Here is a 23,670-nt window from a genome sequence, read left to right on the forward strand (position 1 = left end):
CGTACTGTTCCACGGCCTCTTTCTCTTCGGCGATCTCGCGTGCCTTGATCGACAGACCCAGGCGGCGCGACTTGCTGTCCACGTTGGTGACGCGCACGTCGACCTTGTCGCCGACCGAGAAACGCTCGGGGCGCTGCTCGGAGCGATCGCGCGACAGGTCGGAGCGGCGGATGAAGGATTTCATGCCTTCGTATTCCACCTCGATGCCGCCATCCTCGATCGCGGTGACCTCGACGGTGATGACCGAGCCGCGCTTCACGCCGCCAACGGCCTCGGCGAACTTGTCGCCGCCCAGCGCCTTGATCGAGAGCGAAATGCGCTCTTTCTCGACGTCGACCTCGGAGACGACCGCCTGCACGACGTCGCCCTTGCGGTATTCCTGGATGGCTTCCTCGCCGCGCTGGTCCCAGCTGAGGTCGGAGAGGTGAACCATGCCGTCGATATCGCCTTCGAGACCGATGAACAGGCCGAACTCGGTGATGTTCTTGACCTCGCCCTCGACCGGCGTGCCCTCGGGGTGGGTCTCGGCGAAGACTTCCCACGGGTTGCGCATGGTCTGCTTGAGGCCAAGCGAGACGCGGCGCTTGGCGCTGTCGATCTCGAGAACCATGACGTCGACTTCCTGGCTGGTCGAGACGATCTTGCCGGGGTGGACGTTCTTCTTGGTCCAGGACATCTCGGAGACGTGCACCAGACCTTCGACGCCTGCCTCGAGCTCAACGAATGCACCGTAATCGGTGATGTTGGTGACGCGGCCCTTGTGCACCGAACCCAGCGGGTACTTGGCGCCGACCAGATCCCACGGATCTTCCTGCAGCTGCTTCATGCCGAGGGAGATGCGGTGGGTTTCCTTGTTGATCTTGATGACCTGGACCTTGACGGTCTCGCCGATCGACAGGATCTCGGACGGGTGGTTGACGCGACGCCATGCCATGTCGGTGACGTGCAGCAGGCCGTCGACACCGCCGAGGTCAACGAAGGCACCGTATTCGGTGATGTTCTTGACCACGCCGTCGACTGCCTGGCCTTCGGTCAGGTTGGCGATGACTTCGGCGCGCTGTTCGGCACGCGATTCTTCCAGGATGGCGCGGCGCGAAACCACGATGTTGCCGCGACGACGGTCCATCTTGAGGATCTGGAAGGGCTGCTTGAGACCCATCAGCGGGCCGGCATCGCGCACGGGGCGCACATCGACCTGGGAGCCGGGCAGGAAGGCCACGGCGCCGCCGAGATCGACGGTGAAGCCGCCCTTGACGCGGCCGAAGATCGCGCCTTCGACGCGGGCATCGTCGGCATATGCCTTTTCCAGACGGTCCCATGCCTCTTCACGGCGGGCCATCTCGCGCGAGATGACGGCTTCGCCGCGGGCGTTCTCGGCAGCGCGGAGGTAGACTTCGACCTCGTCGCCGACTGCGATTTCAGGGGCTTCGCCGGGATTTGCGAATTCTTTAAGCTCGACGCGGCCTTCCATCTTGTAGCCTACGTCGATGATGGCCTGGCCTGCCTCGATGGCGATGACCTTGCCTTTGACAACAGACCCTTCTTCGGGCGTGTCCATTTCGAAGCTTTCGTTAAGGAGGGCTTCGAATTCCTCCATGGATGAATTAGCCATGCGGCAGTGATGTCCTTTTCATACGGTTTTTTCTGGCCGAACGGTTGTCTCCGACGGTCTTGCGGTTGGTCCGGGGCGATCCGAATGGTGCCAGAAAACAAAGAGGGCCGGTGTTCCCGACCCTGCCCGTCTCGTTGTTGTTATGGCTCAAATCGCCTTATCGACGCGCGCCTTATAAGGCCAAGACCGCGCCTGCGCAAGGCTTAAAGGCCTATGCCGTCGCCGGACGGCGGGAATCGATTTCGGCGATGGCGGCGGCCAGCGCGGTGGCGATGTCCATTTCGCTGGTGTCGAGCGTCACGGCGTCGTCGGCAGGCTTGAGCGGGGCCGTCGCGCGGTTCATGTCACGGTCGTCGCGGGCGCGCACGTCGGCGAGGATCTGGTCGGGCGAGACGTCCTCTCCGGCCGCCACGAGTTCGCGGAACCGGCGCATCGCGCGAACCTCGGCGCTGGCGGTCACGAACAGCTTTACCTCGGCCTGCGGGCAGATCACCGTGCCGATGTCGCGCCCGTCGAGCACGGCCCCGCCCGCGCGGCGGGCGAAGGCGCGCTGGAAATCGACCAGTGCGGCGCGCACCTCGGCATTCACGGCGACCTTGGAAGCGGCCTGCCCCGCCGCGGCGCTGCGCAGCCCGTCGCGGTCCAGGTCGGAGGCGGTCAGCGTGCGCGCGGCTTCGACCGGGTCCATCCCGTCGAGCATCTTGGCCCCGACGACACGGTAGAGCAGCCCGGTGTCGAGATGGGCAAAGCCGAAATGCGCGGCGACCCCGCGCGAGATCGTGCCCTTGCCCGCCGCCGCAGGGCCGTCGATGGCAACGGTAAAGCTCATGTCCGTTCCAGTTTGGCCCCGAGGCCGGTCATCAGCGGCTCGAAGATGGGGAAGGAGGTGGCGATAGGGCCGCCATCATCGACCGAGACAGGCGCTTGCGCGGCCATGCCAAGCACCATGAAGGACATGGCGATACGGTGATCGAGGAAGCTTTCGCAGGTGCCGCCGCCGGGGACATTGCCCGCGCCGAGGCCGTGGACCGCCCACCAATCCTCGCCCTCTTCGACCGTCACGCCATTGGCGCGCAGACCGCGGGCCATCGCGTCGATGCGGTCGCTTTCCTTGACGCGCAACTCCTTGACGCCGCCCATCATGGTGGTGCCGGTCGCGTTTGCCGCGACGACGGAAAGCACCGGGTATTCGTCGATCATCGAGGCCGCGCGATCGGCGGGGACGCGGATGCCCTGCATATCGGGCGAGTAGCGCGCGCGCAGGTCGGCGACCGGCTCTCCGCCCTCTTCGCGTTCGTTTTCATAGGTGAGATCGGCCCCCATCTCGCGCAGCGTGGTGAAGAGCCCCGCGCGGGTGGGGTTGAGACCGATCCCCGGCACCAGCACGTCGGAGCCCGGGGTGACGAGCGCGGCGCAGACCGGAAAGGCAGCAGAGCTGGGGTCGCGCGGCACCGCGATGGTCTGGGGTTTCAGTTCGGGCTGGCCGGTCAGGGTGATGACGCGGCCCTCTTCCGTTTGTTCGGTGGTGATCTCTGCCCCGAAGCCTGCAAGCATCCGCTCGGAGTGATCGCGGGTGGCCTCGCGCTCGATCACGACGGTCTGGCCGGGCGCGTTGAGACCGGCGAGCAGCACGGCGGATTTCACCTGCGCCGAAGGGACCGGGACGGTGTAGCGCACGGGGATGGGGTGGGTCGCGCCGATGACGGTCATCGGCAGCCGCCCGCCCGAGCGCCCCACCGTCGTCGCGCCGAACAGCCCGAGCGGGTCGGTCACACGGGCCATGGGCCGCTTGTTGAGGCTGGCATCGCCGGTGAAGGTGGCGGTGATCGGCGAGGTGGCCATCGCCCCCATGATCAGGCGCACGCCGGTCCCGGAATTGCCGCAATCGATCACTTGATCCGGCTCGGCAAAGCCGCCGACACCCACGCCATGCACCGACCATTCGCCGCCGCCGTGATCGGTGACCTCGGCCCCGAAGGCGCGCATGGCCTTGGCGGTGTCGATCACATCCTCGCCTTCGAGCAGGCCGGTGATCCGCGTCTCGCCCACTGCCATCGCGCCCAGGATCAGCGCGCGGTGCGAGATCGATTTGTCCCCCGGCACGCGGGCCTCGCCCGTGAGCGGGCCGCAGGGGTGGGAGGTCATCGGGATCGGGGTGCCGTGGCCGGACATGGACGCTCCTTTTCGCGCGATCGGTCCCCGAGCGGATAGCGAATTGGCCCGGTGGGGTCCAGCGTCATGTCTCGCCCAGCCAGCGGGCGGGATTCTCTTCGGCGAGCTTGCGGAACATCTCTTCGCCCAGCGTGTTGCGCAGGCGGAAGCAGACCTCGCGTTCCGAAAGCTTCTCTTGCCGGGTCATGTAGAAATCGGAGCCGAAGAGGACGCGGTCGCGCAGCCGTTCGCTTTCCTCGTCCTCGCCCATCAGGAAGATGCGCAGGAAGGGCGCGTAATCCTCGAAATTGAACAGGGTGTAGGAAATGTCGGTCCAGAGGTTGGGATAGGCGCCGCTGCCGATCATCCGCCGGATGCGGCGCTGCCAGTTGTCGCGTTGCGCGTCGTCATTCCAGGCCTTGGGGTCGGGCCGGGCATAGGCCGCCCAGTCGCGCGAGCCGCCGAAATGGGCAAGGCAGATGCGCAGGGAGGGATGCGCCTTGAGGACCGGAATATAGGCCTGCGGTTCGGTAAAACGGTCGGCGCTGTATTCGCTCATGCCGTGGCCCATCAGCCCGCCGCGTGAGCAATGGGTCATGACCGGCAGGCCGCGGCGTTCGAGCTCGGGATAGACATGCTCCATCAGGCGCGGATCGGAGGGGGAGAAGCCCATCCGGGGATAGAGTTTGACCCCCCTGAACCCGAGCGTGTCGATGGCGCGCCACAGCTCGGTCGCCTGCGGATCTGCGCGCGGGTCGATGGTGGCGAAGGGGATGATGTTCGCGGGATGGGCGCGGGTCAGCGCGGCAAGCTCGTCATGCTGGGCGGACAGCGGGACCTCGGGCGCGCCGTAGCCGAAAGCCGACAACTCCATCGGGAGGACGACGAAGCGGGTGTCGGACGGGTAGTGATGGGCGAGCGCCTCGAACACCTCGGCCTGGGTGTCGGCGTCGGCCTCGTTGTTGAAACGGTAAAGCCGTTCCAGTCGGTCGGCGGCGGGGTGTTGGCCGATCACGCGCAGGCCGGCGGCCATCCAGCGTATCAGGAATGGCGCTGATTTGAAGAAGCGCAGGATGCGGTAGGGGTAATCGCCGGGAATATGACGGTGGTTGAAAAGATGGACGTGGCAATTGGTGATGCGGGTCATGACAACGGCTTTCAGGTTGGAATGCCGCCAGTCTACGCATCGCCTCAGGGTTGTCTACGGAAGGTCAGGTAATGGGGGGTGCGGCCCTCGCGCAGGGCCTTTTGTTCGTACCGGGTCGAGATCCAGTCATCCCATGGTTCGCGCCAGTCGGCGGGCCGTTCGGCGAGCCAGTCGAAGCCTGCGCCGGGCACTTCTTCCAGCGTCTGGCGGACGTAATCGGGAATGTCGGTGGCCACGCGGAAGATCGCGCCGGGCATCATCACGCGGGCCAGCGGTTCGAGATGTTCGGGCGTGACGAAGCGGCGGCGGTGGTGGCGCTTCTTGGGCCATGGATCGGGATACAGCAGGAAGGCGCGCGAGATGCTGGCATCGGGCAGCACATCGAACAGGTCGCGCACGTCGCCGGGATGCACGGCGAGGTTTTCCACCCCTGCCCTGCGGATCTTGCCCAGCAACATGGCGACGCCGTTGATGAAGGGTTCGGCCCCGATCAACCCGATATCGGGGTTCTGGCTGGCCTGGTGGACCATGTGCTCCCCGCCGCCAAAGCCAATCTCCAGCCAGACCGGCCTGCCGCCAAACCGCGTGTCGAGATCGAGCGGCCTGCGGTCGGGGTTGTCGTCCCATTCGACGGGTCCGGGCGAGAGCGCGGCGAGATCCTCGTCGAGATAGGCCTTCTGGCTTTGCTTCAGCGTCTTGCCCTTGGTCCGGCCATAGAAGTTCCGGTGCGGGCGCTTGGGATGCGTGTCGGTCATGGCGCGGGGGATTAGCGCGGCGGGATGTGCGGGGCAAGGGGAGAGGCGGCGATGACCCAAGGAACGGGGGGACCGAAGCGCGCGAATTGGACGGGCCATTGGACAGGTCATTGGACGGGCCATTGGACGGGTCCGTGAATTTCACCTAAACTCGATCCTGCGCCCCAGCCGCGAGGGTTTCGAAATGCCGCGCAAGTTGGTCTGCTTTCTCGTGGCGGACGCCGTTGGATACAGCGCCAGGGTCGAAGCGAACGAGGCCGAGGCCATCGCGGCGCTGTCAGCCACACTTTCCATCATCGAAGAGGCCGTCGCCCGGCATGGCGGCACGACGCTCGCCCGGGCGGGCGACAGCGTGATCGCGACGTTCGAGACCTCGGTGGCGGCCGTGACGTCGGCCCTCGACATCCAGAAAGGCGTGGACGCGCGCGACGAAGACGTGCTGTCGCTGCGGATCGGGCTGCATTTCGGCGACGTGTCGGAGAAGCACGACACCCTGCTGGGGGACGGCCTGAACATCGCCGCGCGGCTGGAGCCGCTGGCCCCGGAAGGCGGCATCCTGATCACCAGTGTCGTGGCAGACCAGATCGTCGGCAAGATCGACGCGCAGTTTGCACCGATCGGCAAGCAGCGGGTCAAGAACATCTCGCGCCCGCTGGAGCTGTTCTGCTGGCCCGCCGACGCGGCACGGCGGTACCGGCGGCGCAAACTGGCCGGCAGGTGGCCTTACGCGGTGGCCGCGCTTGCGCTGTGCGGGCTTGTCGGTGCCTGGGTGATGACGCAGCAGACGGGTGATGCGCCAGCACCGCTGCGGGACGTGGTCGCGGTTTTGCGATTTCAGAACCCCGGCGGCACGCCCGATGACAGGGCCATCGCCGATGGCCTGGCGCAGGACCTGACGATTCGGCTGGCCGAGGTATCGGGCGTCGGCGTTGTGCCAAGCTCTCTGGTGTTTTCGGTTACGGATCACGGGCTGGAGGCCATCGGCGCGGCGCAATCGTTGGGCGCGCGATATGTCGTGGACGGGACCGTGCGGCTGCGCGAAGAGGATCTGCGGATCGCCGTGGAGCTGATCGACGGAGCCGAGGGCACGATCGTCTGGGCCGACGCCTATGATGGGGCCTTGCCGCAACTGGTTGAGTTCCGCGACCAGATCGTCGAACAGATCGTGGGCGAAATCAGCGGCCAGATCACCAAGAGCGACCTTGACCGCCTGCGCAACACCGGGACGGAGAACCCCGACGCCTACAGGCAGATCATCCTTGGACGGCAGGCGGCGGCCAGCCTGTCTCGCGAGGCGACATATGTTGCCGAACGGCATTTCCGGCAGGCTATCAACCTCGACCCCGATTATGCCAGGGCCTATGCGGAACTGGCCGCGATCTATGCCATTCGCATCGAGAACGGCTGGACCGTGCTGAGCAAGGCCGATGAGGAAAAGTCGCTCTATTTCGCGGAAAAGGCGCTGTCGATCGATCCCGACCTCTGGCTGGCGCATTACGCGGCCGGGCGGCTTTACTCGATCCTGTCGGAGGGGGATTTCACGCAGGCGGAGCATCACCTGGAGCGGGCGATGATGCTGCAACCCGCCAATGACGATGCGCGGATCTACCTGGCCGCGGTCAAGATTTTCCAGGGCAAGGCGGACGAGGCCGTCAGGATCGTGCAGCCTGTGGTCGCGACGCATCCGCACCCGCCCTTCTGGTATTACCTGACGCTCGGCAATGCGTTGTTCCACGTGGGCAATTACGAAGCGGCGGAGCGCGCCTTTGACGACTGCCTGACGCAGATGCCGTCCTCGCCCTATTGCCTGCGGTTCCAGATCGCGAATTACGGCGCGATGGGACGGGTGGAGGATGCCGAATGGCTGCTGGAGGAATACGCGTTCCTGGGGTTCGATACGTCGCTGGCCTCGATCATGGATCTGCTGCTTCTCGAACACCCCGAATACAGGGCGAATTTCGAAAGCGCGTTGCGCGCGGCCGGGGTCGGCGACTGAATCGAAACGCCCCCGCAGTGTCCCGCGGGGGCGCTGTTCCGTCAGGCAACAATTGCTGCCGGTGTTCGTCTCAGAGCGCCTTTTGCAGCGCTTCGACGAGGTCGGTCTTTTCCCAGCTGAAGCCGCCATCGGCCTCGGGCTCGCGCCCGAAATGGCCATAGGCCGCGGTGCGCTGGTAGATGGGTTTGTTCAGGTCCAGATGCTCGCGGATGCCGCGCGGTGTCAGGTCCATCGCCTTGGCGACCGCCTTTTCGATCTCGGCCGGGGGCACCTCGCCGGTTCCATAGGTGTCGGCATAGATCGAGAGCGGCTTGGCCACACCGATGGCATAGGACAGCTGGATGGTGCATTTCTCGGCCAGGCCCGCCGCAACGACGTTCTTGGCGAGGTAGCGCGCGGCGTAAGCCGCCGAACGGTCCACCTTGGTCGGATCCTTGCCCGAGAAGGCACCGCCGCCATGCGGGGCCGCGCCACCATAGGTGTCGACGATGATCTTGCGTCCGGTAAGGCCCGCGTCACCGTCGGGACCGCCGATCACGAAGGTGCCGGTCGGGTTGACCCACCACTCGGTCTCGTCGGTGATCCAGCCTTCGGGCAGCACTTCGCGGATATAGGGCTCGACGATGCCGCGGATGTAATCGCTGCCCTGGCTTTCGTCGGCATGCTGGGTCGACAGCACGATCGAGCTGACACCGACGGGCTTGCCGTCACGGTAGACCACCGAAAGCTGGCTTTTGGCATCGGGGCGCAGGTCGGGTTCGGTCCCGTCCTTGCGGACCTCGGCCAACCGGCGCAGGATCGCGTGGGCATACTGGATCGGCGCGGGCATCAGCGCGGGCGTTTCGTTCGTCGCGTAGCCGAACATGATGCCCTGGTCGCCGGCGCCGTCCTTGTCGACGCCCTGCGCGATGTGGGCGGATTGTTCGTGCAGGAAGTTCAGCACGTGGCAGGTGTTCCAGTGGAACTTCTCCTGCTCGTAGCCGATGTCGCGGATGCAGTCGCGCGCGATCTGACCGATGCGGCCCATGTAATTCTTGAGACGTTCTTCGTCGGACAGCCCGACTTCGCCGCCGATGACAACCATGCCGGAGGTGGCAAAGGTCTCGCACGCGACCCGCGCCTCGGGTTCTTCGGCAAGGAACGCGTCGAGGACGGCGTCGGAAATCCGGTCGCAGACCTTGTCGGGGTGGCCTTCGGACACGGATTCCGAGGTAAAGGTGTAATTCTGTCGGGACATGTATTGCTCCATTAGGTTTTCACCTGCCACGCCAGGAAGCCGTTGTGACAGACCTGTGACGCAATACGGCCTGACCGCGGAATGGTCAATTGACTAGTTGATCCTCGGTCGGGTCGCGTGTCCGCAGCACACCAAGCGTCAGCGCGATGATCGCGAGCAGGACCGGCAGGTCGCCGGTGATCGCGTAGAGCGTCTGAGGAAAGGGTCGGGGCAGCGTCGCATCGATGTAACCCGCCTCGCCCAGGGGCAGCGATGCCGTCACCTGTCCCAGCGGGTCGATCATCGCCGAGATGCCGGTATTAGCGACCCGGACCATGGGGAGGCCTTGCTCGATGGCCCGCATCCGGGCCTGTGCCAGATGCTGATACGGTCCGGACTGGGTGCCGAACCATGCGTCATTGGTAATCTGCAGCAGCATGTCGGCCCGGTCCGATACAGCGTTGAGCTGCTGCGGAAAGACCGCCTCGTAGCAGATCAGCGGCAGGGCGCGGCCCAGCGATCCGACCTCGATCAGGTCGGGGCCGTAACCGGACGAGAACCCCTGCCCCGCATTCGCGGCAAAGCCCGTGATGCCGTAATCGGCCATGATGTCGCCAAAGGGCACGTATTCGCCAAAGGGCACGAGGTGATACTTGTCGTAGAGATCGGTGATGGTTCCGCCCTCTCCGACCACGGCCATGGAGTTGTAGATCCGCCCCAGGTAATCGCTGCGCTGTATGCCCAGCACGACGGGGGCGCCGCGGGAGGCGGTGGCCACCTGTTCCATCGCGTCGCGTGCCCGGTCGAGCCAGACCGGGACCGAGGTTTCGGGCCAGACGACAAGATCGGGCCGGGGATCGGCGGCGGTGTAGTCGAGTTGGCGCTGAAAGAACTCGGCCGCGTGATCGGGGTGCCATTTGAGGTGCTGCGCGGCATTGGGCTGCACCAGGCGCACCAGCTGGTCGCCCGGTTCGACCGGGTCGCGCAGGTTGGGCCAGACGATGACGAACAGCGCAAAGATCATCGCGGGCACGGACCGGATGAGCAGCATGCCCCCGCCCTGTCCGCGTGCCAGCGTGTGACCGGGCGGCAGGGCGATGGCCAGTGTTGCCGCGCCAAGGCCGTAAGGCCCCACGAGGGCCAGCAACTGCGCCACGTCGGTACCCACCCAGATCTGCGCGAAACCGGCCCATGGAAACCCGGTCAGCAGGAAGCCGCGCGCCACCTCGGCGATGGAGAGCGTTCCGATCAGGAACCAGATCTGGCGACGGCGCTGCCCCTTGGCCAGCATCGACAGGCCAAAGGCCGCGGCCCAGAAGAGCGCGAGCCCGCCGGCAAGGAAGAACAGGCCGAAGGGCGCCATCCAGCCGTGGCGCGCGGCGTCGACGAGGAACGGCTCGACGATCCAGACGAGCGCGTGGCCGAAATAGCCAAGGCCGAGCGCCCAGCCCAGCAGTGCGCATTCGCCCCGGCTGCGGGCAGAGCCCGCGATGGCCGGCACCAGCATCAGCGCCGCCAGCGTGGCCACCCAAAGCCCCATGGGCGGCAGGCCGAAGGCCGCGACGGCACCAGTGGTCAGGGAAAGGACGAATCGCTGCCAGAACGGCCAGCCCGACAGGAATGTCATCCCGTCTGTTCCGGCAGCATCACGCGCAACCGCTTGATCCGCCGGGGGTCGGCATCGATGACTTCGAACTCGGCCCCGTCGGGGTGCTGCACCACCTCGCCGCGTGCCGGTACCCGGCCGGAGAGCATGAAGACCAGTCCGCCGAGCGTGTCGATCTCTTCTTCATCGACATCCTCGTGCTTGGTGAGCGAACGGCCGATCTCGGCCTCGAATTCTTCGAGCGGGGTACGGGCCTGCACCACGTAGCAGCCGGGCTTGACCTCGGTCCACAGGGCGGCCTCGTCAGTGTCGTGCTCGTCCTCGATCTCGCCCACGACCTGTTCGATCAGGTCCTCGATGGTCAGCAGGCCGTCGACACCGCCATATTCATCGATCACCAGCGCCATGTGGCGACGTTCCGTCTGCATCTTGGTCAGCAGCACACCGATCGACATCGAGGGCGGCACGAAGAGAAGCGAACGCAGCATGGCGGCAAGGTCAAGCTGCTGCGTGTTGCCGTTGAACCCGTGGGTCAGCGCGAAATCCTTGAGGTGGATGAAACCAAGCGGCGTGTCGAGCGTGCCCTCGTAGACCGGGATGCGGGTCATGCCGCTTTCGCGGAAAACCGCGACCAGCTCATCCTTGGTGATCGTGTTGGGCACGGCCACGATCTCGGCCGTGGGGATCGCCACGTCCTCGACGCGCATGCGGCGCAGGTTCATCATGCCGTGCGGGAGGGGGGCCGCGTTCGCCTGGGGGCCCGGCTCACCGTCCTCGTCGGTTTCGGGCGCCGAGAATGCGTCCATGATGCGGGAGAAAAATCCCGGTTTGTCGTCAGTAAAATCGCCGTCTTCCGGGTGCGCGCCATGCGCCGCCGTAGAACCGCCGTCAGTATCGCCCATTCGTCCTGTTCCAATAAAAGGGCCGTTGGCCCACGTTTCAGACCCTATATGGGTCATCAATGCCCAGTTTGCCAAGTATTTCGACCTCAAGCGACTCCATCAACGCGGCGTCGCCGTCGCGTTCGTGGTCATAGCCCAGCAAATGCAAAAGCCCGTGAACAACCAGATGCGTCACATGGTCCGCCACGGGTTTGCCCGCCGCCACGGCCTCGCGTGTGCAGGTGTCATAGGAAATGGCGATGTCGCCCAGTGCGGTCGAGCCGTCGAAATCAGGCTCGGGTGGGTAGGGTTCGGTGCCCTCGTCCTCGGATGAGAGATCTTCGGCGGGCCAGCTGAGGACGTTGGTGGCCTTGGGCTTGTCGCGGAATTCCGCGTTCAGTACCGCGATGCGGGCGTCGTCGCAGCCCAGGACGCTGATCTCGCAGGTTTCGGGATCGAGCCCCATATGCGCAAGCACCACGGCCGAGGCCCGCTCGGCCAGGGGCGGCAGATCGGTCCAGCGGGGGTCTTCCAGGATAACGTCGATGGTCATGGGCAGCCATGTCGGCGGCGGGCGCGGCCCGTCAGGCGGTGTCGGCCTCATACGCTTCGATGATCGCGGCGACAAGTGGATGGCGAACGACGTCCTTGGCGGTGAAGTAGTTGAAGGAAATCCCCTTCACATCCTTCAGCAGACGTTCGGCATCCGCCAGCCCCGAAGGCACCCCGCGCGGCAGGTCGACCTGGCTGCGGTCGCCGGTGATGACCATGCGGCTGCCCTCGCCCAGGCGGGTCAGGAACATCTTCATCTGCATGGTCGTCGCGTTCTGCGCCTCGTCGAGCACGACGAAGGCATTCGCCAGCGTGCGTCCGCGCATGAAGGCCAGCGGCGCGATCTCGATGCGCTTTTCCTCGATCAGCTTGGCCAGCTGCTTGCCCGGCAGAAAGTCGTTCAACGCGTCGTAGAGCGGCTGCATGTAGGGATCGACCTTGTCCTTCATGTCACCGGGCAGGTAGCCCAGTTTCTCGCCCGCCTCGACGGCCGGACGGCTGAGGATGATGCGGTCGACATGGCCCTGCACGAACATCGACACGCCGACAGCTACGGCGAGATAGGTCTTGCCGGTGCCGGCCGGGCCGATGCCGAAGGCCAGTTCATTGTTAAAGAGCGACAACACATAGGCCTTTTGCGCGTCGGTGCGCGGTTCGACCAATTTCTTGCGCGTCTTGATCTCGACCGGGCCACCCTTGAACATCTCGAGCTGGTCACCGGCGGCCTCGTCTGCCTCGACCTCCTTGCCGCCCATGCGCAATTCGCGGTCGACATCGGCCGCCTCGACCGGGCGACCGGCCTGCAACCGTTCGTAAAGCGCCTCGAGCACCTCGGCGGCCTCCTTGCGGGGGGCCTCCTCTCCCATGATGGCAAGGAGATTGCCGCGGCGCGCGATCTGCACGCCGAGCTTTTCCTCGATCTGGGCAAGGTTGCGGTCGTACTCTCCGCAGAGGTCGATCAGCAGTCTGTTGTCGGGAAATTCCAGAAGCGCCTCATGTGGCGCGGCGTCGTTTTGCGGCGGGGTCAGTGCACCGATGGCCAATCCGGTCTCCTGTCTCGGCGTTATGGATCGAGCCTAGACAGGATGCGGCCCCGGGTGCAAGGCGCGGCGACGGTTTTTCATCGATCTGAAACAAAAGGGCCGCCCGATGGGCGACCCTTGTGCGGGATGCGTGCGATCGTCAGATCGCATCGACGATGTTGGAACCTTCCTTGAACGGGCCGGTCGCCACGCCCGGAGGTGCCGCGCCGGAGCAGACCGGCTTGCCGTGGCGGTCGAGTCGCTGGGACAGGTACCCTTCGAGACCGTCATCGATGATCCAGTGGTCACAGCCCTGCGGATCGACCCAGATGCCGGCCTTGAGCTGCGACAGGTCCTTGGCGTCGATGCCGCGGTCGCGGGTCTTGTCGGTGGCTTCGCAGGCGGCGAGCGTACCGACGGCGGCGAGGAGCGCGATGCTCTTGATCAGTTTCATGCAGGCCTCTCCTCAATTCACGCAGATGATTTCGACGCGGCGGTTCTGCGCCATGTTGGCGGCGCTGGTGTTGGGAACGCGGGGGTTGCGCTCTCCGTAGCCGCGGATGTCGACGATTCGCGCGCCCGTGCTTTTGCCGACCCGTGCGACCGAGTTTGCGCGGTTCAGCGACAGGCGCATGTTATAGGCATCCGACGCGCGGCTGTCCGTGTGGCCCGTGATGATGTAGCCGTTTGCCTGGGTCTCGTTGAAGAATTCGCGCAGGCGCTGTTGGCCCGCCGACGAGATGCGGAAGCTGTCGGTGGCAAAGAACTGATCGGTGGGCATGGTGCCGCAGAGCGCACCCCGGCGGCAGACCGGCGTGCCGTCGCGGCGTACATGCGGTGTCATGTAGCCTTCGGCCCCGTCATCCATCACCCAGTGCTCGCACCCGTCCGGATCGACCCAGATCGTCGGCACGTAGCGTTCGCCGATGACGGTTCGCGTGTTGCTTTGCGCGTGAACCGGGGCGGCAGCAGCCCCGGCGATCACGATCGCGCCCGCGAGCGCCGCGAGGGCGCCCCTCAAACCCAATTCAATCACTTTCGATAATCCTCACCTGAATTTCCCCCAAGCGTCGCATCGCGGCATCGTGTCGGGATGCCGCCTGATCGCGGAGCCTGTGGCAAGGTTAGGTAAAGATGAGGTTATTGTGAAGAAAAATCCGCTAGATAGATGGCTTGCCAACCGGATTGCCGCGAATCGCTTTGGCGCGGGAACGGGCACCGGTCCTTTGGACAGAGGGGTTTGCCCGGGTCACACGCGGATTTCGGCCCGGATTGTAAAGCGCGCGTCAACAATGATGCCAAGGTGATACGGATTGCAGGTCAGCCATGGCAAATCGGCCCGATTAACCGCGTTTCAAACCCGCTTCCCGCAAGGGCGACAATCGGATAAATTCTTACCATTGTTCAAACGATTGGAACAACGCCGGTGGCCCGTCGGGCACCGGGTAAATCGTATTGTCTTACATGGGGGTGTAGACAATGAACCGACTTCTGACTGCTGCGGCAGGCATCACATTTGCAGTTGCGTCCACGGGCCCTGTCCTGGCCGAACGAATGCCGACCAAGCCGCATTCCAAGCCCTACAACATCACCATAAGCTGCTATCGCGGACCGACGCAGGGCGTGATCTGGGATCGTCCCAACGCCGTGTTCGTCGAGGACCTCGTCGCCATCGGGTATTCCTATCCGCAGGCAACCGCCATCGGCGAGCGGGTCTGCCGTGACGAGTGGGGCGTGGGTCAGCACGACTACATGCGCAACTCGCTGCTCGAGATCATCGCGCGGACACCGCCGGGCCGCTGATCCGGCCAGAGCGCTGCGGCGGGCGGGTCAGACCCGCTCGCCCGCGAGGGAATTCGGCCCGGAGTCGACTATCCGGACCTTGGCGATCTCGCCGATGCGGGCCTGTGCGTCCTGCACGTGAACGGCGTGCAGGTATTCGCTTTTGCCGACCATCTGACCGTCGAGGCGGCCGGGCTTTTCAAACAGCACGCTAACCTCGCGCCCGACCATCTCGTTCTGGATGGCGCGCTGGTCGCGGGTGATCAGCGCCTGAAGCCGCTGGAGGCGGTCATCGGCCTCGGCCGGATCGACATGTGCACGTTCGGCGGCGGGTGTGCCGGGCCGGGGCGAGTATTTGAAGGAATAGGCGTAGCCGTAGCGGACCTCTTCGACGAGGTCGAGCGTGGCCTGGAAATCCTCTTCGGTCTCTTCGGGGAAGCCGACGATGAAATCGCCCGACATCAGGATGTCGGGGCGTGCCGCGCGAATGCGTTCGATCAGCCGCAGATAACTTTCGGCCGTGTGCGAGCGGTTCATCCGCTTGAGGATGCGATCAGAGCCCGCCTGAACCGGCAGGTGAAGATAGGGCATCAGCTTGTCGCATTCGCCATGCGCCGCGATCAGATCGTCGGTCATGTCGTTGGGATGCGAGGTGGTGAACCGGATCCGCTCCAGCCCGTCGATCTTGTCCAGCGCCCAGATGAGCTGTGCAAGCGTCATGTCACCGTCCGGACCCGCGCCGTGATAGGCGTTGACGTTCTGGCCCAGCAACGTGATCTCGCGCACGCCGCGTTCGACGAGATCGCGCGCCTCGGTCAGGATCCGGTCGGCGGGGCGGGAGACCTCGGCCCCGCGGGTATAGGGCACCACGCAGAAGGCGCAGAACTTGTCGCAGCCCTCCTGCACGGTGAGGAAAGCCGTCGGGCCGCGCGCGGATTTGGGGCGGCGCTTGAGCTTTTCGAACTTGTCTTCCTCGGGGAAATCGGTGTCGAGCGCCTTTTCGCCGCTTCGCGCCTTGGCCTCCAGCTCGGGCAGACGGTGATAGCTTTGCGGGCCGACGACGAGATCGACCAGCGGCTGACGGCGCATGATCTCTTCGCCTTCGGCCTGCGCGACGCAGCCGGCAACGCCGATCTTGAGATCGGGCTTTTCAGCCTTGAGCCCCTTGAAGCGGCCCAGCTCGGAATAGACCTTCTCGGCGGCTTTCTCGCGGATATGGCAGGTGTTAAGCAGGATCATGTCCGCGTCATCGGCGCGGTCGGTGGTGACATAGCCCTGCCCGCCCGATCCTGCGAGGGCCTCGGCCATGCGCTCGCTGTCATAGACGTTCATCTGGCAGCCATAGGTCTTGATGAACAGCTTCTTGGGTTCGGTCATCGCTTCTCGGGCCTTTTGCACTGAAGGTCGGAACCGGCGCGGTATAGAGAGATCGGCACCGGCTTGCAATGCACGCGCAATTAACCGACCCTGCGGAAAAATGCCAGTAGAGCAGAGCAGAGACGCCTTATGGAGCATCCTTCCCTCGACCATTTCATGAAGACGCAGCGCGACGTGCTGCAAAAAGGGCCCATCGCCCTGATCTTTGTCGAGGACGATGTCGAGGTCGCGACGACGCTGCGCCACCATTTGCAGAGCGGGTTCAGATCGGTGCTGGCGCTGATGCCGGATGCCTTTGACCTGCCCACGGACGTGGAGCCGCGGGTGGAGCGGATCTCGTTCGATTGCGGGCCGCGCGGTGCGGTCATCGAGGCGGTCAACAAGGTGATCGCGGCCGCGCCGGGGACGTGGCTTTATTACTGCTACAACGCGGAATACCTGTTCTATCCGTTCTGCGAAACGCGCAGCGTGGGCGAGATGCTGGCCTTTCACACCGAGGAACGCCGCGACGCGATGCTGACCTACGTGATAGACCTGTATGCCGACGATCTTGTGCGCTGCCCCAACGCGGTCAGCCTTGACCGGGCCTTCATGGACAAGTCGGGATATTACGCGCAGTCACGCAAAGCTCCCGAAACCGGCCACCCGCGCGAGCGGCAGCTCGATTTCTTTGGCGGGGTGCGCTGGCGGTACGAGGAGCATATTCCCAAGGATAGCCGCAAGATCGACCGGATCGCGCTGTTCAGGGCCAAGCCGGGACTGACGCTGCTGCCCAATCACACGTTCGACGACCAGGAATACAACACCTATGCCTGCCCGTGGCATCACAACCTGACCGCGGCGATCTGTTCGTTCCGCACCGCCAAGGCGCTGAAGCGCAACCCGGGATCGACCTACGACATCCACAGTTTCAAATGGCACAACTCAACGCCGTTCGAATGGCATTCGCGGCAATTGCTGGACCTTGGCCTGATGGAACCGGGCCAGTGGTTCTGAGCAGTCGCGGGCCTCTGGCGCATATCCAACAGGTGTTGCGATCTCAGCCCGTTTTCAGAACGGGGAACCAGTCTTCGCGCAGGCGTTGACCGGACACCATGGCGTGGCCGGGGAAAGGCGGCGAGGTGCGGCCTGGACGTTCGACATAGCGCGCATCATCGCCCACCAGCCGCAGCGAAAAGGCGCGGCGGCGCGACGAACTGGTATTGCCGCGCGCCCCGTGCAGGGTGCGAAAGTCGAACGCCACCGCGTCGCCCGGCTCCATCTCGTATTCGACGATCACCATTCCGTCGGCCTCGGGGTCCGGCACGGGCATGTACTGCCCTTCGTCGGGAAAGAACCCCTCTTCGGAGACCCAGCGGGTGGGCAGCACCTCTTTTTCCCAGCGATGCGAGCCCGCGACGCAACGCAGCGTCGCCTCGCGCACCGGATCGAGCGGCGACCAGAAGCTGATCGTCTGCCGACCCTCGACGAAATAATAGGGTCCGTCCTGGTGCCAGGGCGTGGCCATCGAGGTGCCGGGTTCCTTGACCAGCACGTGGTCGTGGAACATCTGAACCGTCGCGGATTGCATGAGCGCAGCGGCGACATCGGCCGCGGGCGAGGTTTCGATCACTTGGCGGAACTCGGGGATGCGCTGCCAGTTGCAGTAATCGTCGAAGAACCGACCGGTCTGCCCGGCCTTTTCATTGTTCGAGGCATAAGGGCCGGGTTCGGCAATGTTGCGCTCGACACCCGCGCGCAGGGTTTCGACATGGTCTGCAAACAGCCCCGGTATGAACACGACACCGTCGCGGCGAAAGGTCTCGATCATCTCGTCGGTCACGATCGGTGTGGGCATTCCGGTCTCCGGTCAGGCAATTTTCACCCGCACCCTGCCCCGAGAGAGGGACGAATGGCAAACCGTTTGGAGAGTGGTGGAGCGCCTTAGTTGCGGCGGCGCAGCCGGATGACGACGTCGACCGATGCGATCTCGACCCCCGGTTCGGGCGCGTCAGGGATTCGCTGGATTACCAGTTCTTCGGACGGAGCGTCCGACAGGCGCCCCTCGTCCTCCCAGAAGAAGTGGGGATGGTCGTGGGTATTGGTGTCGAAGTAGCTTTTCGATCCGTCGACCGTGATTTCCTGCAAGACGCCTGCGTCGCAGAATGCGCGCAGCGTATTGTAGACGGTCGCGAGCGAGACATGCGCGCCAGTGGACTTGGCGGCGTCGAACAGGCTTTCGGCGGTCACGTGGCGATGCTTGCCGTCGCCCACCAGCAGCTCTGCCAAGGCTACGCGCTGCCGCGTCGGGCGCAACCCTGCCCCGGCCAACCATTCGGTGGCGATTTCCTGGCGTGTCGGCTTCATCCTCGAACCCTTCGTCTGGCTGATTGTGTATATAATGGCCTATCTCGGCGAAATTCAATTGGATTTCCGCGCGCAAGGCTGCGGTCATTCGTCCATGTGGGCAGGCTGCCGCACTTGCAGGACCGGCGGCGGCGGTGATAGAGGGTGCAGGATTATCTTGGCACCACCCCGGCAGGAGAGGCAGCGGAATGGCCCAGTACCCGAGCAGCTTTGACAAGGAAGAACTGTTGAAATGCGCCCGGGGGGAGCTTTTCGGCCCGGGCAACGCGCAACTGCCCGCGCCGCCGATGCTGATGGTGGACCGGATAACAGACGTGTCGGACGATGGCGGCGCACATGGCAAGGGTCACATCACGGCCGAGTTCGACATTACCCCTGACCTGTGGTTTTTCGAGTGCCATTTCCCCGGCAACCCGATCATGCCCGGATGCCTTGGCCTTGACGGTCTGTGGCAGCTGACCGGCTTCAATCTCGGCTGGCGCGGCTGGAAAGGGCGCGGCTATGCCCTTGGCGTGGGCGAAGTCAAACTGACCGGAATGGTCCGGCCTGACCGCAAGATGCTGACCTACAAGATCGATTTCACCAAGGCCGTGCAGACCCGCCGCCTGACAATGGGCGTGGCCGATGGCGTGGTCGAGGCCGATGGCGAGATAATCTACCAGGTCAAGGACATGAAGGTCGCGCTGTCGGAAAGCTGAAGCCCGGCGGCAGGAAAGGCCCTCGGCGCAGTTGAAAGCGCAGCCATTCAGGAGAGCGGCGCATGAATTGCGAGATCCTCCGCACGCTGTATCTGAAGGCAAATGGCGAGATCGTCTGCAACGATGATTATGGCGAGCAGGTGTCGCTTGGCATGCCCGCCTAATATCGACCGCGGCTTGGCCTGACGCGCATCCTCGAGAACGAGAAATTCAGTCATATCCGGTCCTCCTTTGCCGCCGGACAGGTTCCATGGCCCGGCGTCTGTGAGCAGTGCGCCCTGTTGCGGATGCACGAACCGGCCAGCGTCGACCTGCTGTCCGAGAAGGTGATCGACAAGTTCCAGGTCGAGGGGTCACTGGCCTGTGGATTGCGTTGCCCTGATTGCGCGAACCATAGCCAGCTGCGCAACCGCCCGGGCCCCGTCCACTTGCCGGAGGACTGGTATCGCAGGATCCTCGCCGAGCTGGCAGAGGCGGGTTTCAAGGTCTCATGGATCGAATTCTGCGGGCAGGGTGAACCGCTGAACCACCCGGAATTCGCCCGCCTTGTCGAGATCACCCGCGAGATCCTGCCCGAAACCCGCATTCGGCTGATCACCAACGGCAACCACAACTTTATGCGCAAGATCGGCTCGGCCTTTATCGACGAGACAATCGTATCGATCGACGGCGCGCGGCAGCAGAGCTACGCGGCATACAGGGTGAACGGACAGCTGGACAAGGCTCTGAAGTTCCTCGAAGGCAGCTGCGACAGCCAGATCCCCCGCGGCGGTAACGTGATCTGGAAATACATCCTGTTTTCCAGCAATGACAGCGACGAGGAATTGCGCGCGGCGCAGGATCTGGCAGCCGACATCGGAGTGAGCCGACTATGGTTCGTGCACGGGCATGGGCGCATGGTGTCGCAGCGCTTCACCTTTGAAAACGCGCTGTTCCCACCCGTCACGCAGCCGTTCGTCAAGGTGGAGTCGCACCCGTCTTACAATAATCGCTCGGTGTCGTTGACGCCGTGGGGCTTGCCGATCACCGGCACGGGCCGCAGGCGCAGGTATGGCTGGATCGCGTCGTGCTGCATGAGAACGGCACCATGACCCTGTCAGGTTGGGCGAACAGCCCGGTTGCGGGCCTCGAATCGCTTGGGGTGTCCGTGTCGCGCGGCGACAGGGTCGAAATCCCGATGGAGCTGCAACGGCCAGACGTGACGGCCGCCTACCCGCTCTTCACGCGAGAAGCCTGTGGTTTCGACGCCCTCGTGCAGGCGCCGGGGATGTCCCCGGAAAAGCCGGCCACGCTGGAGTTCGATATTCGATTTACAGGCGGGGAAGAGGCGCGTCTGGCATGCGATCTGGAATTCGCTGAAGGCGCGGCTGAAAGATGATACACTCAAAGGATGGCACAGGGGCGCGCCGCCATCTTGGATGGACAAAACAGGGTGCGACCTGAAGCTGTCGCGGAATGTGACGATTTCATTTGGCAATGCCTCTCTCCTTGCACCTGCCCGCTTGCATGTCTTAGTAAGTCCACCGTTACACGAAAGGAGGCCGAATGCGCCGCGTCGTCGTCACAGGGCTGGGGATCGTTTCCAGCATCGGAAACACCGCCGAGGAGGTACTCGCCTCGCTCAAGGCCGGGAAATCGGGCATCGAGGCTAGCGCCGAGATGGCCGAGTACGGATTCCGGAGCCAGATTGCTGGAACGCTGAAGATCGATCCGAAAGAGCATATCGACAAGCGCGCATTGCGGTTCATGGGACCGGGGGCCGCGTATGCGCATATCGCCATGCAACAGGCGATCGCCGACTCAGGGCTGGAGCGCGACGATGTCGTGAACCCGCGTACCGGGCTTGTCGCCGGGTCGGGCGGGCCATCGACCAGCGCGATGCTGCAGGCGCATCAGACGGTCTTGAAATCCGGCGCCACCAAGCGGATCGGCCCCTTTGCCGTGCCGAAATGCATGTGCTCGACCGTCTCGGCGAACCTGTCGACCGCTTTCGAGATCAAGGGCATCAACTATTCCATCACCTCGGCCTGTTCGACCTCGCTGCATTGCATTGGCAATGCCGCCGAGCAGATCATGATGGGCAAGCAGGACGTGATGTTTGCGGGCGGCGGCGAGGAGCTGGACTGGACGCTGAGCTGCCTGTTCGACGCGATGGGCGCAATGTCGTCCAAGTACAATGACACGCCCGAGAAGGCGAGCCGGGCGTTCGATCAGAACCGCGACGGATTCGTGATTTCGGGCGGCGGCGGTATCGTCGTGCTGGAAGAGCTGGAGCGCGCCAAGGCACGCGGCGCCAGGATCTATGCCGAGGTGACAGGCTATGCCGCGACCTCGGACGGGCATGACATGGTGGCGCCCAGTGGCGAAGGCGGCGAACGGGCCATGCGGGTGGCGATGTCCACCCTGCCCGAGGATCGCAAGGTCAGCTATATCAACGCGCATGGTACCTCGACCCCGGTGGGCGACGTCGGTGAAGTGGAAGCGGTGCGGCGTATCTTTGGCGAAGGTAACGTGCCGCCGATCTCGTCGACCAAATCCATGACTGGGCATGCGCAGGGCGCAGCAGGCGCGCTGGAGGCGATTTTCAGCCTGCTGATGCTGGACAAGGACTTCATCACGCCGTCGATCAATGTCGACACGCTGGCCGAGGGCATCAACCCCGGCGAGATCGCGACCGAAACGGTCGAAAATGCCGGACTCGACAGCGTCATGACGAACAGCTTCGGCTTTGGCGGCACGAACGGGTCGATGATCCTGTCCAAATATCACGGGTAAGAAGAACATGTCGGATATTCTCAAGGGCAAGCGCGGCCTGATCATGGGTGTGGCGAATGACCGGTCCATCGCCTGGGGCATCGCCAAGGCCTGCTCCGAGGCGGGTGCCGAGCTGGCCTTCACCTACCAGGGCGAGGCGTTTGGCAAACGGCTGGAGCCGCTGGCCCAGAGCATCGGCAGCGATTTCATGGTCGATGCCGACGTGACGGATGATGCGTCGCTTGACCGCGCCTTTGCCGAGCTCGGCGAACGGTGGCCCAGCATCGATTTCGTGGTGCATGCCATCGCCTATTCCGACAAGTCGGAACTGACGGGACGGTTCCTGCATACCAGCCGGGCGAATTTCAAGAATTCGATGGATATCTCGGCCTATTCCTTCATCGAGGTGGCGCGCCGCGCCTATCCGATGATGCAGGAAAACGGCGGTTCGCTGATTACGCTGACCTATCAGGGGTCGAATCGCGTGGTGCCCAATTACAACGTGATGGGCGTGGCCAAGGCGGCGCTGGAATCGGCCACCCGTTACCTTGCCAACGACCTCGGCCCCGAGGGGATCCGCGTGAACGCGATTTCGCCCGGCCCGATGAAGACGCTGGCAGGTGCGGCTATCGGAGGCGCGCGCAAGACCTACAAGTTCTGCGACCAGAACGCGCCGCTGCGGTCCAACGCAACGCTTGAGGCCGTGGGCGGAACGGCCGTCTACCTGATCTCGGATGCGGGTGCATGCACCACCGGCGAGGTCCTCAAGGTCGATGGCGGGTTCCACGTCCTGGGAATGCCACAGCCCGATTTCATGTGACCATCGACGCTGATTGACCCAGCCTTTGCCGGATTGACGCCATGTTTGTCCGGCACAGTTGGGGCATGGTTGAAACGGATACAGATCTGAGCGTCGCGATGCGCGCCCCCACAAGCCGCAATAGGCTTGGGTCGGGTTTCGCCTGGATCACCGTGGTGGGGCTGTCGGCAACGGCTTTTGCCGTGGTGACCCTTGCATTTCTGTCCGCGCGGCTTCACGAGGAAGAGGTTGCGGCGCTGGACGCGGCGCCGTCCGCGAACTCGGTGGAGGCGCAAACGGCCAGCGCGAGCGCAAATGCGGAACCGGACATCGAGCCTGTGCCGGAACCGGCGGACGTGACCGAAGCCCCGACCGTGCCAGAGGCGGAAAAGGAATGGTCCCTTGGCGGGCTGTTCGGTGGAGACGGCGCAAGGGAAGAATCATCCCTGCCAGCGGAGCCATTCACCATGATCCGCTCTATGCCCGCCAGCCGGACCCCTGTCCGACGTGGCGGGGAATGAGGCCGCCGATCAGGCGATCGAGACCAGTTCGATATCAAAGATAAGATCTTGGCCCGCCAACGGGTGATTGGCGTCCAGCGTGACGGTGCTTTCATCCGAATCGACGACAGTCACCGGCAATGTCTGCCCCTCGGGCGTCTGCATCTGCAGCTGGGTTCCCGGATCCAGCGGCACGTCGGCGGGAATACCTTCGCGCGGGATTGCCTGCCGCATCTCGGGATTGATCGGGCCGTAAGCCTCGGCGCAGGGCACCTCGACGCGTTTGGTGTCGCCCACTTCCATCCCGGGCATCGCGGCGTCGAGCCCCGGGATGATCATCCCCGACCCTACGGTGAATTCCAGGGGATCGCGTCCCTCGGAACTGTCGAAGGTCTCACCGCCTTGCAGTGTTCCGGTATAGTGGATGCGCACTGTGTCACCCTGTTTGACCTGGGTCATGAAATCTCCATTCGGTT

General features: G+C 64.3%; 26 protein-coding genes and 1 riboswitch. Of the genes, 9 read left to right on the top strand and 17 right to left on the bottom strand.

Annotated features, from left to right (window positions below; all coding sequences use genetic code 11):
- The 5 genes from rpsA to trmB form a co-directional block, all read right to left on the bottom strand.
- Positions 1-1,612, bottom strand: a 1,612-nt coding sequence (gene rpsA, locus ACFORG_RS11370; RefSeq protein ID WP_386735572.1) for a 30S ribosomal protein S1, incomplete at its 3' end; no start/stop codon positions are given.
- A 211-nt stretch (positions 1,613-1,823) separates the two neighbouring features.
- Positions 1,824-2,441 (bottom strand): (d)CMP kinase, encoded by a 618-nt coding sequence (locus ACFORG_RS11375; protein WP_386735573.1) that lies wholly within the window; start codon positions 2,439-2,441, stop codon positions 1,824-1,826.
- Positions 2,438-3,784, bottom strand: a complete 1,347-nt coding sequence (aroA, locus tag ACFORG_RS11380; RefSeq protein WP_386735574.1) for a 3-phosphoshikimate 1-carboxyvinyltransferase — start codon at positions 3,782-3,784, stop codon at positions 2,438-2,440. Before aroA ends, ACFORG_RS11375 begins: the two co-directional genes overlap by 4 nt.
- Positions 3,785-3,848: 64 nt before the next feature.
- On the bottom strand, positions 3,849-4,910 hold the full coding sequence (locus ACFORG_RS11385) for an amidohydrolase family protein (protein ID WP_386735575.1): 1,062 nt from the start codon (positions 4,908-4,910) through the stop codon (positions 3,849-3,851).
- A gap of 44 nt (positions 4,911-4,954) precedes the next feature.
- Positions 4,955-5,665, bottom strand: coding sequence for a tRNA (guanine(46)-N(7))-methyltransferase TrmB (trmB, locus tag ACFORG_RS11390; protein ID WP_386735576.1), 711 nt, complete (start codon positions 5,663-5,665; stop codon positions 4,955-4,957).
- Positions 5,666-5,849: 184 nt separating this feature from the next.
- Between trmB and ACFORG_RS11395 the strand changes: the two genes are divergently transcribed.
- Complete coding sequence (locus tag ACFORG_RS11395) at positions 5,850-7,661, top strand: adenylate/guanylate cyclase domain-containing protein (RefSeq protein WP_386735577.1); 1,812 nt, start codon at positions 5,850-5,852, stop codon at positions 7,659-7,661.
- Between the two features lie 70 nt (positions 7,662-7,731).
- On the opposite strand, the gene metK is transcribed toward ACFORG_RS11395, so the two are convergent.
- The 7 genes from metK to ACFORG_RS11430 form a co-directional block, all read right to left on the bottom strand.
- Complete coding sequence (metK, locus tag ACFORG_RS11400; RefSeq protein WP_386735578.1) at positions 7,732-8,898, bottom strand: methionine adenosyltransferase; 1,167 nt, start codon at positions 8,896-8,898, stop codon at positions 7,732-7,734.
- A gap of 4 nt (positions 8,899-8,902) precedes the next feature.
- Positions 8,903-8,952, bottom strand: a riboswitch (SAM-SAH riboswitch).
- A 31-nt stretch (positions 8,953-8,983) separates the two neighbouring features.
- Positions 8,984-10,504, bottom strand: a complete 1,521-nt coding sequence (lnt, locus tag ACFORG_RS11405; protein WP_386735579.1) for an apolipoprotein N-acyltransferase — start codon at positions 10,502-10,504, stop codon at positions 8,984-8,986.
- Positions 10,501-11,385, bottom strand: coding sequence for a hemolysin family protein (locus tag ACFORG_RS11410; protein ID WP_386735581.1), 885 nt, complete (start codon positions 11,383-11,385; stop codon positions 10,501-10,503). The genes lnt and ACFORG_RS11410 overlap by 4 nt, the downstream gene beginning before the upstream one ends.
- A gap of 37 nt (positions 11,386-11,422) precedes the next feature.
- Complete coding sequence (ybeY, locus tag ACFORG_RS11415) at positions 11,423-11,917, bottom strand: rRNA maturation RNase YbeY (protein WP_386735582.1); 495 nt, start codon at positions 11,915-11,917, stop codon at positions 11,423-11,425.
- A 31-nt stretch (positions 11,918-11,948) separates the two neighbouring features.
- Positions 11,949-12,959, bottom strand: coding sequence for a PhoH family protein (locus tag ACFORG_RS11420; protein WP_386735583.1), 1,011 nt, complete (start codon positions 12,957-12,959; stop codon positions 11,949-11,951).
- Positions 12,960-13,098: 139 nt separating this feature from the next.
- The gene (locus ACFORG_RS11425) at positions 13,099-13,392 is read right to left on the bottom strand and encodes a hypothetical protein (protein WP_386735584.1); all 294 of its coding nucleotides are present in this window, start codon (positions 13,390-13,392) and stop codon (positions 13,099-13,101) included.
- A 12-nt stretch (positions 13,393-13,404) separates the two neighbouring features.
- Positions 13,405-13,926: an OmpA family protein gene (locus ACFORG_RS11430; RefSeq protein WP_386735822.1), complete on the bottom strand. Its 522-nt coding sequence runs from the start codon at positions 13,924-13,926 to the stop codon at positions 13,405-13,407.
- Positions 13,927-14,417: 491 nt separating this feature from the next.
- Here ACFORG_RS11430 and ACFORG_RS11435 point away from each other — a divergent pair, with 491 nt between their 5' ends.
- On the top strand, positions 14,418-14,741 hold the full coding sequence (locus ACFORG_RS11435; protein WP_386735585.1) for a hypothetical protein: 324 nt from the start codon (positions 14,418-14,420) through the stop codon (positions 14,739-14,741).
- A gap of 27 nt (positions 14,742-14,768) precedes the next feature.
- On the opposite strand, the gene miaB is transcribed toward ACFORG_RS11435, so the two are convergent.
- On the bottom strand, positions 14,769-16,097 hold the full coding sequence (miaB, locus tag ACFORG_RS11440) for a tRNA (N6-isopentenyl adenosine(37)-C2)-methylthiotransferase MiaB (protein WP_386735586.1): 1,329 nt from the start codon (positions 16,095-16,097) through the stop codon (positions 14,769-14,771).
- Between the two features lie 129 nt (positions 16,098-16,226).
- Between miaB and ACFORG_RS11445 the strand changes: the two genes are divergently transcribed.
- Positions 16,227-17,093, top strand: coding sequence for a hypothetical protein (locus tag ACFORG_RS11445; protein WP_386735587.1), 867 nt, complete (start codon positions 16,227-16,229; stop codon positions 17,091-17,093).
- A 43-nt stretch (positions 17,094-17,136) separates the two neighbouring features.
- On the opposite strand, the gene ACFORG_RS11450 is transcribed toward ACFORG_RS11445, so the two are convergent.
- Both ACFORG_RS11450 and irrA read right to left on the bottom strand, forming a co-directional pair.
- Entirely contained in the window at positions 17,137-17,934 is a 798-nt protein-coding gene (locus ACFORG_RS11450) for a phytanoyl-CoA dioxygenase family protein (protein ID WP_386735588.1), read from the bottom strand.
- An 86-nt stretch (positions 17,935-18,020) separates the two neighbouring features.
- Complete coding sequence (gene irrA / locus ACFORG_RS11455) at positions 18,021-18,443, bottom strand: iron response transcriptional regulator IrrA (protein ID WP_386735589.1); 423 nt, start codon at positions 18,441-18,443, stop codon at positions 18,021-18,023.
- A 188-nt stretch (positions 18,444-18,631) separates the two neighbouring features.
- Between irrA and fabA the strand changes: the two genes are divergently transcribed.
- Positions 18,632-19,141 carry a bifunctional 3-hydroxydecanoyl-ACP dehydratase/trans-2-decenoyl-ACP isomerase gene (gene fabA, locus ACFORG_RS11460; protein ID WP_386735591.1) on the top strand — a complete coding sequence of 170 codons (510 nt, stop codon included), beginning with the start codon at positions 18,632-18,634 and terminating at the stop codon, positions 19,139-19,141.
- Positions 19,142-19,188: 47 nt separating this feature from the next.
- On the opposite strand, the gene ACFORG_RS11465 is transcribed toward fabA, so the two are convergent.
- On the bottom strand, positions 19,189-19,359 hold the full coding sequence (locus ACFORG_RS11465) for a hypothetical protein (RefSeq protein WP_386735593.1): 171 nt from the start codon (positions 19,357-19,359) through the stop codon (positions 19,189-19,191).
- Between the two features lie 69 nt (positions 19,360-19,428).
- On the opposite strand from ACFORG_RS11465, the gene ACFORG_RS11470 reads away from it, so the two are divergent.
- The 5 genes from ACFORG_RS11470 (at position 19,429) to ACFORG_RS11490 (ending at position 23,215) form a co-directional block, all read left to right on the top strand.
- On the top strand, positions 19,429-20,232 hold the full coding sequence (locus ACFORG_RS11470) for a radical SAM protein (protein WP_386735823.1): 804 nt from the start codon (positions 19,429-19,431) through the stop codon (positions 20,230-20,232).
- The gene (locus ACFORG_RS11475; protein WP_386735595.1) at positions 20,229-20,519 is read left to right on the top strand and encodes a hypothetical protein; all 291 of its coding nucleotides are present in this window, start codon (positions 20,229-20,231) and stop codon (positions 20,517-20,519) included. Before ACFORG_RS11470 ends, ACFORG_RS11475 begins: the two co-directional genes overlap by 4 nt.
- Positions 20,520-20,686: 167 nt before the next feature.
- The gene (gene fabB / locus ACFORG_RS11480; protein ID WP_386735597.1) at positions 20,687-21,916 is read left to right on the top strand and encodes a beta-ketoacyl-ACP synthase I; all 1,230 of its coding nucleotides are present in this window, start codon (positions 20,687-20,689) and stop codon (positions 21,914-21,916) included.
- 7 nt (positions 21,917-21,923) lie between these two features.
- Positions 21,924-22,715, top strand: a complete 792-nt coding sequence (locus tag ACFORG_RS11485) for an enoyl-ACP reductase FabI (RefSeq protein ID WP_386735599.1) — start codon at positions 21,924-21,926, stop codon at positions 22,713-22,715.
- A 41-nt stretch (positions 22,716-22,756) separates the two neighbouring features.
- Complete coding sequence (locus tag ACFORG_RS11490; RefSeq protein WP_386735600.1) at positions 22,757-23,215, top strand: hypothetical protein; 459 nt, start codon at positions 22,757-22,759, stop codon at positions 23,213-23,215.
- Between the two features lie 9 nt (positions 23,216-23,224).
- On the opposite strand, the gene ACFORG_RS11495 is transcribed toward ACFORG_RS11490, so the two are convergent.
- Positions 23,225-23,653: an FKBP-type peptidyl-prolyl cis-trans isomerase gene (locus tag ACFORG_RS11495; RefSeq protein ID WP_386735601.1), complete on the bottom strand. Its 429-nt coding sequence runs from the start codon at positions 23,651-23,653 to the stop codon at positions 23,225-23,227.
- Between the last annotated feature and the right edge of the window lie 17 nt (positions 23,654-23,670).

The organism is Lutimaribacter marinistellae (genome assembly GCF_042648365.1).
Classification (GTDB): Bacteria; Pseudomonadota; Alphaproteobacteria; order Rhodobacterales; family Rhodobacteraceae; genus Lutimaribacter_A; species Lutimaribacter_A marinistellae.